The sequence below is a fragment of the Eisenibacter elegans DSM 3317 genome, assembly GCF_000430505.1.
In the GTDB taxonomy this organism is placed as follows: Bacteria; Bacteroidota; Bacteroidia; order Cytophagales; family Microscillaceae; genus Eisenibacter; species Eisenibacter elegans.
Genome location: NZ_KE387154.1, coordinates 376,647 through 388,887 on the forward strand (window position 1 = coordinate 376,647; position 12,241 = coordinate 388,887).

Annotated in this window: 12 protein-coding genes and 1 pseudogene; 10 read left to right on the forward strand and 3 right to left on the reverse strand. The window is 49.3% G+C overall.

Features of this window, described 5'->3' with window-relative positions; all coding sequences use genetic code 11:
- Positions 1-48: 48 nt before the first annotated feature.
- Together G499_RS20625 and G499_RS0117530 are read left to right on the forward strand one after the other, a co-directional pair.
- Positions 49-1,473 (forward strand): TolC family protein, encoded by a 1,425-nt coding sequence (locus tag G499_RS20625; protein WP_154658530.1) that lies wholly within the window; start codon positions 49-51, stop codon positions 1,471-1,473.
- A gap of 140 nt (positions 1,474-1,613) precedes the next feature.
- Entirely contained in the window at positions 1,614-1,847 is a 234-nt protein-coding gene (locus G499_RS0117530) for a hypothetical protein (RefSeq protein WP_027001013.1), read from the forward strand.
- Between the two features lie 57 nt (positions 1,848-1,904).
- On the opposite strand, the gene G499_RS0117535 is transcribed toward G499_RS0117530, so the two are convergent.
- Both G499_RS0117535 and G499_RS0117540 read right to left on the reverse strand, forming a co-directional pair.
- Entirely contained in the window at positions 1,905-2,315 is a 411-nt protein-coding gene (locus tag G499_RS0117535; protein ID WP_027001014.1) for a hypothetical protein, read from the reverse strand.
- 13 nt (positions 2,316-2,328) lie between these two features.
- A complete protein-coding gene (locus G499_RS0117540) occupies positions 2,329-4,638 on the reverse strand; it encodes a lytic transglycosylase domain-containing protein (protein ID WP_027001015.1) in 2,310 nt (769 codons plus the stop codon).
- A 116-nt stretch (positions 4,639-4,754) separates the two neighbouring features.
- Here G499_RS0117540 and G499_RS0117545 point away from each other — a divergent pair, with 116 nt between their 5' ends.
- The 8 genes and pseudogenes from G499_RS0117545 (at position 4,755) to G499_RS0117575 (ending at position 10,360) form a co-directional block, all read left to right on the forward strand.
- Positions 4,755-5,075, forward strand: a complete 321-nt coding sequence (locus G499_RS0117545; RefSeq protein ID WP_027001016.1) for a DUF6787 family protein — start codon at positions 4,755-4,757, stop codon at positions 5,073-5,075.
- Between the two features lie 17 nt (positions 5,076-5,092).
- A pseudogene (locus tag G499_RS0117550) lies at positions 5,093-5,479 on the forward strand (DarT ssDNA thymidine ADP-ribosyltransferase family protein); the annotation flags it as partial.
- Positions 5,480-5,553: 74 nt separating this feature from the next.
- The gene (locus tag G499_RS22590) at positions 5,554-5,682 is read left to right on the forward strand and encodes a hypothetical protein (RefSeq protein ID WP_483782866.1); all 129 of its coding nucleotides are present in this window, start codon (positions 5,554-5,556) and stop codon (positions 5,680-5,682) included.
- On the forward strand, positions 5,657-6,718 hold the full coding sequence (gene darG, locus G499_RS0117555) for a type II toxin-antitoxin system antitoxin DNA ADP-ribosyl glycohydrolase DarG (RefSeq protein WP_211231641.1): 1,062 nt from the start codon (positions 5,657-5,659) through the stop codon (positions 6,716-6,718). The genes G499_RS22590 and darG overlap by 26 nt, the downstream gene beginning before the upstream one ends.
- 4 nt (positions 6,719-6,722) lie before the next feature.
- Positions 6,723-7,706: a cation diffusion facilitator family transporter gene (locus G499_RS0117560; protein ID WP_027001019.1), complete on the forward strand. Its 984-nt coding sequence runs from the start codon at positions 6,723-6,725 to the stop codon at positions 7,704-7,706.
- On the forward strand, positions 7,706-8,626 hold the full coding sequence (locus G499_RS21360; protein ID WP_027001020.1) for a glycosyltransferase family 2 protein: 921 nt from the start codon (positions 7,706-7,708) through the stop codon (positions 8,624-8,626). Before G499_RS0117560 ends, G499_RS21360 begins: the two co-directional genes overlap by 1 nt.
- 97 nt (positions 8,627-8,723) lie before the next feature.
- Complete coding sequence (locus tag G499_RS0117570; protein WP_027001021.1) at positions 8,724-9,683, forward strand: polysaccharide biosynthesis protein; 960 nt, start codon at positions 8,724-8,726, stop codon at positions 9,681-9,683.
- Positions 9,680-10,360, forward strand: coding sequence for a nucleotidyltransferase family protein (locus G499_RS0117575; protein WP_027001022.1), 681 nt, complete (start codon positions 9,680-9,682; stop codon positions 10,358-10,360). The genes G499_RS0117570 and G499_RS0117575 overlap by 4 nt, the downstream gene beginning before the upstream one ends.
- A gap of 156 nt (positions 10,361-10,516) precedes the next feature.
- Here G499_RS0117575 and G499_RS0117580 read toward each other — a convergent pair whose 3' ends face one another.
- On the reverse strand, positions 10,517-12,241 hold the full coding sequence (locus tag G499_RS0117580) for a DEAD/DEAH box helicase (protein WP_027001023.1): 1,725 nt from the start codon (positions 12,239-12,241) through the stop codon (positions 10,517-10,519).

Below are 12,241 nucleotides of genomic sequence, written 5' to 3' on the forward strand. Positions count from 1 at the left end.
ATAAGCCGCTTGTGTTTGTTGGAAACTGCCAAAAACGCACAAAACCCTATGAGAAAGGTATCTCTAATGCGTTTGAGCAGGCTTGTCGCCCTCTTCGCTACATTCATTTTTTACCAACCGGCTAACGCCCAAGACAATATCCTGACTTGGGAAGAATACTACCAACAGATTTTGGCTTATCACCCCGTAGTGGTCAATGCCAACATCAACCTTGACCTCGCCGGCCAAGAACTACGCTTTGCACGTGGTTTTTTTGACCCTATGCTCATCGGGGATTACAAACAAAAACAGTTTACCGAAAAAGATTACTACCGCCTACTTACTACCAAGGTCTCGGTACCGCTTTGGATAGGCGAGCTTGAGGCTGGGTATTACCAAAACGAGGGAGAATTCCTGAACCCCGAAAACTTGTTGCCGCGTAATGGGCAATCCTTTGTTGGGGTTTCGATTCCCTTGGCCCAAGGCCTACTTATTGACGAACGACGCAGCACCCTGAGGCAAGCACGCTACCTAACCGATATTGCCGAGGCCGAGCGCCTCAGTATGATCAACAAGCTCCTGCTGAGTGCTACCAAAGATTATTGGAATTGGTATTTTGCTTACCAACGTTACCGCTTTGTGCAAGAGGCCTACCGGCTGGCCGAAATTCGCTATGAGGCCGTAAAGCTGAGCGTTATTACCGGTGACCAAGCCCCTATCGATTCGGTAGAGGCCAAAATCAGCCTTCAAAATAGGGACATAGAGCTGCAACAATCTGCCATAGAGTTGAAAAACGCACGCCTGATAGCCTCCAACCACCTCTGGGGCGAAGGCGAAACCCCGCTCGAAATTCTGGAAACCACCCTGCCCGATGACTTCGACCTAGCCCGCTGGTCGGCCAATTTGCCCCAAGCCGAAGCCCTAGTGGCTCAAGCCGAAGAGCAGCACCCCGACCTACGCAAGATCATCTTCAAAAATCGGCAACTCGATGTAGAACGCAGTCTACAAGTCAATAAGCTGGCGCCCAAAATCAATCTCCAATACCACCTCCTCAGCGAGCCGCAGGCCGTCAGTGGTGATCAATATGGCTGGTCTACTCAAAACTACATGCTAGGGCTAAAAGTGGCTTTCCCCTTGTTTTTGCGGCAGGAGCGCGGCAAGCTACAGCTCGTGCGCCTCAAACAAGTACAGCTAGAGCAAGAGAACCTCCAAACCCGCCGAGAGATTATCAACACCGTATTGGCACAATACAATTTACTCAATAACATTGCAGAGCTGATTGGGCTACAAGAGTCGATGGTCAATAACTACCAACAGCTGCTCCGAGGAGAACAACTGCGCTTCGAAAACGGAGAAAGCTCTATTTTCCTTATCAATGTGCGAGAGACACAATTGCTTGATTCTCAGGTAAAACTTGTAAAGCTCCACAGCGACTATGGCAAGGCGCGTGCAGAGCTCAACCAAGCCGTCGGTCTTGTAGATTGGGATTATTAAGCCCTAAGAACACCAAGAAGGGGGACAGCAAAAAACACGTAAAAAAACAAAAACTTCTAGCAACCATTAGAAATTTTGGCAATAATGCGTATCTTTATAGCTAACACCCCAAACTTCTACTGTATACCTATTTCGTTCTTATGGCAACAGACCTCTCTCAAATTGAGCAAGAAATCAGTAGGCTTACCGCAGAACGAGGCCAATTGTTTACCCAATGGGCCAATACGGTAAAGCATAACCAACGCCTAGCCGAGTTGAATGGTGTAGAATCACCAGAACTAGTAGCCAAAGCCGAGAGCCTTTTAGCCGCACATAATGCGATTCGTGAAAAGATTTTGGAACTGATCAGCCGGGCGGATAGGGTTGTCCGATAGCGCAAGCGCTCAAAATATTTTTCCAAAACACCTGTACTTAGTCAAGCAGGTGTTTTTTTATGCCTTCAGCACAAACCTTGCCTGCACACTAAAGTGGAGCCTGCCTGTAAACTCTTCGAGCGCCAATTGCAAAGGGCTTTGGCTGTAGGGAGAATGTGGGAGATAGAGCGCCAAATCAAGGCTTTGGGAGGATACACCTACCTCCATCTGAGCAAAAGGCAGGCAGGTACGCAAACGCTCAAAAATCAACTCAAAAGTGGTTTGATTGAGCATAGTACAGCCAAAGCGGTGATAATCAATATCAGGCAAAAACTGCTGCAAATACATCCTGACTACCCGCGCAACCAAGGCTTGGAGGCAATCTTCGGGATAGCCTCCTCCCACACACAACTGCGCGGCCAAACGTAATTCTTCCCAAGCCCCTTGGGCAATGAGTAGCTTTATTTTGTCGCGGGCAGCTGTGTCCATATGGAGTGTGGTTTTAGCGCGCCATAGGCAGGGCTACGTGATAGGTCTTGTCGTTGGGGATGGTCGAAGCCTTGAGCCACTTGTTGAAATCTTTCAGTGTATTGGCATTGACATTTTGTTCGCGGGCGATTTGTTGTAGTGTTTTTCGATTGCCTTGGGTGTAATTTTGAATACGGATGGGCGAAGCATTTTGGTTGAGCAGATGGTCAAAGGCCACCATATGCGCCAAAAACTTGACTAAGTACCAGTGTGCCTCATCGTCGAGCAACAGACGCGAGGGGGTTTGGTCAAAAGGCAGGTCAGGGTATTGTTGGGCAAAATAATTGCGCGCCCCCGTAAAGCCCATATTGTAAGAGAGCAAGGCAAAGACCCAGTTGTTGGAAAAGCTATGGCTGCGCTTCAGGTATTGGCAGGCCGCTCGGCTAGAGGCGATGATGTTCATCCGCTCGTCCACCTGAGCATTGATGAGCAACCCAAACTCCCGTGCTGCGGGTTCTTTAAATTGCCAATAGCCTACCGCCTTGGAGCTAGACACCGCCGTCGCATTAAAATCGCTCTCTTGAATAGGCAGTAACCTAAACACATTGGGAACGTCTTCGCCGGCCAATACCTCTTCTACAATGAAGAGATGCTGGTTGGCGCGGGCTATTTTTTCTTGTAAGAAACGTTGACTGCGATAAAAGGCGTTTACGTCTTGTTGTACCCGATTGCGGGTAAGAGGCGAAAGTTCTAACCGAATGTCGGCCAAGCTAAGACTTTGGCTGACGGTAGGGGCTCCTGCGGCGGCAGCAATAGGCTGCACGCTGCGGTCTATTACAGGGTTGCGCTGGTAAGTTCCCCCATTGCTGCCATTGTTGTTGCTGCTGTTATTCCCACCGCTCGACTGTTGTTGGCCACTAGAAGCATTGGCAGGCAAAATCAAGACTTGCCCTACCGAAAGCGCCATCGAGCCCAGTCGATTGGCAGCTACCAGCGCATCGACTGTAGTATTGTATTGGCGCGAAATAGCAAATAGCGACTCCCCACGTTGTACGACGTGCTGACGTGCCCCCGTTTGGTTTTGAGTTTGGTTTTGAGTTTGGCGGTTATCTTCAGGACGGGTAGCTTGGTTATTGCCGCTGTTGTTGTTGTTACTATTATTGCTGCTGTTATTGTTGTTGCTGCTAGTGGGGTTGGGGTTTTCTATAAAAAGCCGCTGGCCAATACTCAGGTTATCGGTACGCAAGCGATTCCAAGTACGTAAATCATTGACACTGATGCTGTATTGGCGCGAAATAGCAAATAGCGATTCCCCACGGCTGACGGTATGTTGGCGGGCGTTGGCGCTTCCAAAAGAACCAGTATTGGCCGCACCTAGGACGTAGTAGGTTGAGTAATCGGCAGTATAGGCCCTGTTGCCTTCAATGGCCGCCGCATATACAATATTGACGGCCTCGTTGCTAGCATCGGCCAGCGACATCTCCGGGCGTTGTAGTGCCTGTGCGGCAAGGCGGGCATTTTCCTCTTCGCCAGTAGGCGACTGTGCCCAGATACGCACCAAAACCGGCTGGTTTTGGAGAATGTAAATCTCTTCTTTGACCCAACTGTTGAGTTCACGTACTTGTACGTAGGGTACTTTCAGGCGAATCGCTACGCTTTCAAGTGTTTCATCATTGACCCAATACGGAACCAGTGAGTAGGATTCGTCCTTGCCCGGCTGGGCAATATCTGCCTCCAATGCTGTTCGCCAAGCCCAATATTGAGCCAGCTCATCTGAGTTGCTATGGGCTTGGATTGTGCTCCCCGGCGGGGGCGAGGGGTTAGCTTTGAGATGTTGAATCATAGCTACACTTCCCGAAAAATAAGAATAAAGCGTGTACCACCAGTTGGTAGAAATTTTATGGTTTTTGTTGAAGTATTCGGCGGCATGGTAGCTAGTCAAAGCCGGGTTAAGTGTTTCGTCTATGAATAGGTTTTGGACATAGCGAATCTCAAGATTGCGCGAGAAATTGACAAACCATAGTTTGAGTGTGGGCTCTTGCAAGGAGCGGTTTACTAGAGCCGCATAGACCAGCTCCTTGGGCACTTTTTGGTCTTGGAGTACCTCTGCGGCAAGGCGCATATAGGGCAACAGCTTGGTTTTGTAGGCACGCCAAGCCGCCGGGTCTTGCGTCCATTGTTGGAGATAGCGTTGTGCGGAGGCTGCCGTGTTGGCATCAATGCTGACGGTGTGCGCACCTATGACATATTGTCGGGGAACTTGAGGCGTTTGTGCCGAAAGGCTATTGCTAAACCCAATACTGAGCAGGCAGCAATAAAACCAAAAACAATTATTTTTGAGCATATTCGCCAGATTTGTTGAGACTTCAAACGAGGGCTAGTATCTTGCAGGTGTATTCAATCTATCAAAATAAACGCCAAAAACACAGCGGCATTGCTCAAGCTGCTCCCAAACCGCTTATGAAACCCTCTTCCCCCTCTTGGATTGCCCGCCTACAAGAGCGCTGGCAAGTACATAGTGCTTGGCAAGTGTTTATCATTTTGTTGGTCTTTGCTTGCACTGGTTTTACGGTATTGTGGCTCAAAAAGCCGATTTTGGGCGTATTACTCTCCGATGATGTCGTTGGTTGGCAGCGCAACCTCATCTACACATTGGTCATCCTACCAATTTACCAAGTCGTCCTGCTGGCTTATGGATGGCTTTTTGGGCAGTTTCGTTTTTTTTGGAATTTTGAAAAACGCATGTTCGCCCGCCTCTTGGGCAGAAAAGCATCGGAGTGAGAATGACAGGTGATTTTATGGAAGAAATCTGCTTATTCAGAATAACTCATATTGACAATATACCGCATATTTTGCAACACGGAATAACACACGGGGCATCTCATCGGGCAAACCCCAACTTCATACCTATTGGAGATGTAAGCTTGATAAGTAAAAGAAATAGCACATTTGAGTATATTCCCCTTTATCTTTGGTACAGAATGCCAATGCCCTACGTATTACAAAATGGGTTTAATGGTGTTACCCCTGTTTCTCCTTCAGATATTGTGTATTGTGTCAGCTCTGTAACACAAGTGATGTCTTTTACAATTGACTTTATATTCACGGATGGTCATGCTGTTGATAAATTATCAACACAGTATTCAGCGAGAGATATTCACCAAATTAAAGAGTTACTGGATTGGGGAGCCATAAAATTCAATACTGGAAGGAGACTACGAATTTGGATAAGAAACGAAGAAAAGAGGCGGAGTTTTTGGTGCACTCAGATGTCCCTAGCAATGCAATTATATGGAATTTGGTTCTTGATAAAGCATCAAAACAAAACTTAGCTGCCCTTGGTACTGATACGTCCAAAGTACGTGTTTGCCCTGACTGTTACTTCTAAAACAATGATACACTACATCAAAGGAAATTTGTTAGAAAGTGAGGCCGAGGCCTTGGTCAATACCGTGAATACAGTAGGGGTAATGGGTAAAGGCATTGCTTTACGGTTTAAGAATAGGTTTCCCAACAATTTCAAAGCATACCAACAAGCCTGCAAACAACAAGAGCTGCAAATAGGCCAATTATTTGTTTTTGAAGAAGAGACAATAACAGGAAATAAACTCATCATTAACTTCCCCACAAAAACACACTGGCGTTTGCCTTCTGAGTATGACTACATATCTCAAGGCTTGGAGACATTAGCAAATCTAATTCAAAAAAGAACCATTCGTTCTGTAGCCATACCTCCCTTAGGTGCAGGCAATAGAGGACTAAATTGGGAGAAGGTGCGGCAACTAATAGAGCAGTATCTTACACAACTAGATTGTGATATTTATATTTATGAGCCGGGAGCTGTCATTGTGGAGCATCTCAAAAAAGAAAAGGTAAAGCTCACATCTGCAAGAGCTATGCTATTGGCGGTGTTGTATGATTTGGTTCGTTACGGCGCGTTTGTTGCTGAGTTTTCTGCAGAAAAAGTTGTCTACTTTTTACAGCGTTTCGGTGCTAATGACACCTTTAAACTAACATTCAAACCGAACTTCTATAGCCCTTACTCCGGAAAAGTAAGGCATCTGTTGCATCATCTCAATGGCAATTACTTGACAGGATATAGTGCGAAGGACAAAAAGCCTTTCGGAGAGCTTAGCCTGATGATGGACACTGAAAGCAGCCTGAGTGAATATTTGGCAATGCCTGAAAATCATCGTTACAAGGCTACCGTAGAAAGAACAAAAGACTTTTTATCAGGGTTTTATGGTGCGTTTAGCCTAGAGCTGTTATCCACTGTTGATTTTATCGTTACGGAACAAGGGGTAAGTATCCTTGAAGGTATCACAGAAGTATTACACCAGTGGAACAACCACAAGAAAAGCTTGTTCACCAATCAACGATTTGTTGAAATAGCCCTCCAAAACCTAAAAACCCACCTTCCCTAACACTATGCAGCAGGTCGACAGACAGAAAATACAGGTACAGGCTTGGGTCTTTGGTATCGGAGTATTGATTTTGGTGGCAAAGTTTGTGGCCTATTGGCTGACCAACTCCAACGCCATTCTTACCGATGCTGTCGAATCGATTGCCAATGTTGCCGCTGGGGCTTTTGCCCTACAGAGTCTGTGGTTGGCTGCCAAGCCCCGCGACCGTAACCACCCCTATGGGCACGGTAAGGTGGAGTTTGTCGCCGCTGCTGTCGAGGGAAGCCTCATTACTGTGGCCGGAGGGCTGATGATAGCCAAGGCCTTGTATGACTTCAGTACGGCGCACACCGTCCAACACCTCGACCAAGGGCTGTGGATTGTAGCTGTTGCCGGCCTGCTCAACTATCTGATGGGCTTTGTGATTGAGCGACAAGGCCGTATACTACATTCTCTCACGATGATAGCCGAAGGCAAACACCTCAAAACCGATGCCTACTCTACCGTGGGGATGATGCTCGGACTGGGCATCATCGTCTGGACCGGCCAATATTGGGTAGATAATCTACTGGCTATCTTGCTGGGGGCGATGATTTGCTTTACCGGTGCCAAAGTGCTGCGCAAATCGTGGGCAGGCATTACTGATGAGGCCGATGAGCAGATTCTGCGCCAGCTCATCACCGCCTTGGAGCAAAATCGAAAACCCGCTTGGGTCGATATCCATAACTTTCGTGTCATTCAGTATGGCGCTAATTGGCACATCGATTGTCATCTCACGCTACCGCGTTATTTTACTATCGAAGAAGGGCACGAGGCCGTCAAAGAGGTAGAAGACCTCATTGCAGCTTACTGCCCCCAAGAAACGGAGTTTTTTATTCACGTCGATGCTTGCGTCGATACCAGCTGTGCCATCTGCCACCAGCCTGATTGCCCCATACGCAAGGCGCTGCCTAGCCGGACAGTCGTCTGGCGGACGGACAATGTCGTGCGCAACCAAAAACACCGATAATGGCCGAAAAACCTTTCTTTTCTATCGTCATTCCGACGTATAACCGTGCCGATCTCATCGGGCAAACGCTAGAGAGCGTCTTTGCACAGACTTTCCAAAGTTATGAGGTGATTGTCGTAGACAATGCCTCCACCGACCATACCCCAGCTTTGTTGGCTCCCCTCGTGGCCGAGGGTAAGCTGCGGCTCATCGTCCATGACCGAAACTACGAACGAGCCAAATCGCGCAATACGGGAATGGCTGCTGCCCAGGGGCAGTACCTGACTTTCCTTGATTCGGATGATTTTATGTATCCCCAAAATTTGGCCGAGGCTTACCAATATATTAAGCAAAACCCTGAAAATCAGGCTTTTCATAATCTCTACGAGCTTGTTGACGCGCAGCAACAGCTACTCTATCGTTACCCCTTTGCGCCTTTGCGCGAGCCACTGCGCCAAATTGCCCAAGGCAATTTCCTCTCCTGCATCGGGGTATTCCTCCATCAAGACCTCTACCGAACCCTCCGCTGGGACGAGCACCCGCTCTTGACCGGCTCCGAAGATTATGACTTTGCCCTGCGGCTCGTTGCCCGCTGCCCGCAGCTAGGGCGCATCCCCCGATACAACAGCGGTGTGCGCGAACACCCTGCCCGCACTGTCAACCAACAGCACTATGCCCAAGCCCTCGAACGCTTCGAGTACCTGCGCCACAAGATGGCCACCGACCCTGAGTACCTTCCTTTGCGCCCCTTTGCCGGACAAATAGCGGCTACGCTGTGGATATTTTTGGCCGGAATGGCGCTCAGCACCCAACAAACAGCTGAGGCTGGCCGCGCACTCTCCCAAGCCCGACAAGCCGACAAAAAAGTTTGGAGCCGTCGAAACTACCTAGGCTTGTGGCTTCGTTATTGCAAAAAGCGTTTGATGGCTCCCTTCGGGTAAGGCCTGTTTCCTGATATACTCGGGGCGCTAGCTCAGGATATCACCTCATGCTCCCTGATTTCATTGTTGATACTTTATTCCCCTATTCAAAAAAACTATGAAAGACACCCTACTCATCACCGGAGGTACCGGTTTTTTGGGCAAACGCCTTGCTTTGGCTCTCAAAGACCGCTATGAGGTAGTACTCACCGGGCGCAACAATAAGCAAAATATGGAAGCCAAAGCCTTCACAGGCTGTGAGGTAGCTCCTATGGATATAGCCGCTATCGAGTCTGTGCGGGATACCTTCAGGGCATACAAGCCCAAGGTGGTGATTCACGCTGCCGCAACCAAGTTTGTCGATTTGGCCGAAAAATTCCCGATGGAGTGTGTGGATGTCAATGTAGTGGGCTCTCAAAACGTAGCACGGGTAGCTGTGGAGAATGAAGTGCGGACGGTCATCGGTATTTCTACCGACAAAGCCGCCCCCCCCGTACGCAATATTTATGGCTTGAGCAAGGCAACGATGGAGCGTCTTTTTTGTGCCATGAACGACAAAACCAACACCCGCTTTACGTGTGTGCGCTATGGCAATGTGGCCTGGTCTACGGGGTCGGTGTTGCCAGTGTGGCGCAAAATGCACGCCCAAACAGGAGTGATTGGCACTACAGGGCCTGAAATGCGCCGTTTTTTCTTTACCGTCGATGAGGCCGTACAGTTGGTCATCACCGCCCTCGACCATATCGAGCTGACCCAAGGCAAAGTCCTTTCACGGATGATGAAGGCCGCCCAAATGCAAGAAATTCTCGAAGTATGGGTACAGCACAAAGGCGGAAGCTATGAGCGTATCGAAGGCCGGCCCGGCGAGCGCAACGACGAGTACCTCATTGGAGAGCTAGAGCTGCCCTATACCCAAGAGCTCGACTTTCACGGTATCAAGCACTACCTCATTTCTTTCAACGAAAAAGTAGCCAACCCAACGCCTTTCGGCCTGTCTTCGGCCAATACCGAGCGCCTAAGCGAAGCCGAAATACTGGCCATCATCAACAACCCACCCATTGAAGAAACAGGCGTATGAAAACCATCCGGCACGCACTCATTATGGCGGCAGGCAGGGGCACGCGAATGTTGCCCCTGACCGACATCATCCCCAAGCCAATGGCTCCCTACAAAGGCTCTACCCTCATTGCCGACGGTATTGCCAAAATACGTCCTACCATCCCTTTTTTGCACATCACTGTAGGCTATAAGGGGGCTGTGTTGGCGCAACATGTCATCGAGTTGGGGGTGCAGTCGGTGTTCAATACCGATGGCAAGGGCAACGCTTGGTGGGTATATCATACCCTGATGGCGCATCTCGACGAGCCCGTGTTTGTGCTTACTGCCGACAACATCACCGAGCTAGATTTTGACTTGCTTACTGCCGAGTATTACAAATACCAAGCGCCGGCCTGTATGGTGGTGCCGGTAGCGCCGGTGGCTGGGTTGGAAGGAGATTATATTCATCACCAAAACAATTGTGTGTATGAGCTCAACCGCCACAAGCCCGCTCCTACTTATTGTTCGGGGATACAGATGCTCAATCCACATAAAATCAACCAACTCACAGAGCCGGTGGAGGATTTTTATCAGCTCTGGCAACAACTCATTGCTCAAAAACAGCTCTACTGCGCCGATAGCTATCCCAAAAACTGGTTTACCGTCGATACCATTGAGCAACTCAACCGACTCAACCAAGAGGGCACCGATTTGTAATAAGCCACACCACTGATATTCACCCTTTTGTGTTGTTAGACCAACCTGAATAGCCTGGATATGGAGTATGATTTTGGGCAGGGACATTAAAAAACCCCACTACCTTGGGTAGCGGGGTCTGGATTGGTGTCAAGCTTTGTTGGACAAAGACTTGCCTTATTGGGCAATTTCGAGCGTTACCGCATTGCCTTTGATGCGGCGGTGCTGCATTTTTTGCAATACTTTTTGAGCGTGGCTGCTCTGAACGTCTACGTGGGTGTATTCGTCATACACACGGATGAGGCCTATGTCGTGGCCACGTACGCCGGTTTCGCCGGTGATAGCGCCTACGATGTCAGCCTTGCTGACGTTATGTTCTTTACCGATGCTGAGCTGGATTTTGGTCATCCCCTCCTCGCTAAAGCGGGTGCGGGTGCTACCACCGCTTCTCTCACGCTGCTGGAAGCGGTCGCGGCTACCACCACGCTCGCCACCACGGCGTTCGTCGCGTCGGTTGCCATATTTCCCTCCTTGGCGGCCACCTTTGTCGTAGCTGTCGCGGGTTTGGGTATTTTGTTGTGCTAGAGCCTCTTGTAGTGCATCGCGTTGGTTTTGTTCTCCAAGTTGGAGCTTGAGCAAGGCGGCAGTAATTTGCTCAAGCGTAAAGCCTTCTCCCAACATTTCGTCTACCAAGTGTTGGTAGTCGTTTTGAGTAGCTTTGAGCATTTCTTCTTTACACTGGAGCAAGAAGCGGGCTTGGCGGCGCTTTTGTACTTCGGCTACAGTAGGGATTTCACCTTTGACGATAGGCGCACGCGCATAGCGTTCGATATTTTTGAGGTTGCGCACATCATAACGTTCTACAAAGCTGAAAGCTTTACCGCTTTTGCCGGCGCGGCCTGTACGACCGATACGGTGTACATAGTACTCAGGGTCGTGGGGAATATCGTAGTTGAATACCACCTCTACATCGTCTACATCGATACCGCGAGCGGCTACATCAGTAGCAACAAGAAGGTTGACAATACCTTGGCGGAACTTGTTCATCACCACGGTACGGGTCATCTGCGTGAGGTCGCCGTGTAGGCCTTCGGCCATATAGCCACGTGCTTGGAGGGTAGCTACCAGCTCGTCTACACGTTGCTTGGTATTACAGAAGATAACACCGATTTTGACATCGTTTACTTCTATCAGGCGGATGAGCAATTCAGCTTTGTAGGCCTCTCTTACGGGGAAGTAGGTCTGCTCAATGCGGTTGGCCGTCAAGTTTTGAGGGATTACCTTCACGATTTCGGGGTCGCGCTGATACTTTTTGGTCAGGCGCATGATGGCTTCCGGCATAGTGGCCGAGAAGAGCAGCGTTTGGCGGTCTTCGGGAGCAAAGCGGAGGATAGACTCGATTTCGTCCACAAAGCCCATATTGAGCATTTCGTCGGCCTCATCAAGTACGATGGTGCGGAGTTGGTCTATTTGCAAAGTACCGCGCTTGAGGTGGTCAATTACACGGCCGGGAGTACCGACAATGATTTGCGCACCGCGCTTGATACCGCGAATTTGGCGGTCGATAGATTCACCACCATAAACAGCCAATACAGAAAGACGGGGAATATACTGCCCTATTTTGCCAAACTCTTCTGATACCTGAAGCGCCAACTCACGGGTAGGGCAAAGCACCAAGGCTTGCACATAGGGCAGGGTAGTATCAATGTTTTCGAGGGTAGGGATGGCAAACGCGGCTGTTTTGCCGGTGCCTGTCTGGGCTTGGCCGAGCAAGTCGCGGCCTTCTAGTGCAAATGGGATGGCTTGAGCCTGAATAGGAGACGGGGCGCTGAAGCCCATAGTTTGGAGCGCTTGTTGTACTTCGCTAGACAAAGACAACTGCTCGAATGTTACTAAACTCAT

Bases quoted from the DNA above. Each gene is read 5' to 3' on its own strand.
- G499_RS20625 (WP_154658530.1), top strand. From the start codon at position 49: ATGAGAAAGGTATCTCTAATGCGTTTGAGCAGGCTTGTCGCCCTCTTC.
- G499_RS0117530 (WP_027001013.1), top strand. From the start codon at position 1,614: ATGGCAACAGACCTCTCTCAAATTGAGCAAGAAATCAGTAGGCTTACC.
- G499_RS0117535 (WP_027001014.1), bottom strand. From the start codon at position 2,315: ATGGACACAGCTGCCCGCGACAAAATAAAGCTACTCATTGCCCAAGGG.
- G499_RS0117540 (WP_027001015.1), bottom strand. From the start codon at position 4,638: ATGCTCAAAAATAATTGTTTTTGGTTTTATTGCTGCCTGCTCAGTATT.
- G499_RS0117545 (WP_027001016.1), top strand. From the start codon at position 4,755: ATGAAACCCTCTTCCCCCTCTTGGATTGCCCGCCTACAAGAGCGCTGG.
- G499_RS0117560 (WP_027001019.1), top strand. From the start codon at position 6,723: ATGCAGCAGGTCGACAGACAGAAAATACAGGTACAGGCTTGGGTCTTT.
- G499_RS21360 (WP_027001020.1), top strand. From the start codon at position 7,706: ATGGCCGAAAAACCTTTCTTTTCTATCGTCATTCCGACGTATAACCGT.
- G499_RS0117570 (WP_027001021.1), top strand. From the start codon at position 8,724: ATGAAAGACACCCTACTCATCACCGGAGGTACCGGTTTTTTGGGCAAA.
- G499_RS0117575 (WP_027001022.1), top strand. From the start codon at position 9,680: ATGAAAACCATCCGGCACGCACTCATTATGGCGGCAGGCAGGGGCACG.
- G499_RS0117580 (WP_027001023.1), bottom strand. From the start codon at position 12,241: ATGAGTTTAGTAACATTCGAGCAGTTGTCTTTGTCTAGCGAAGTACAA.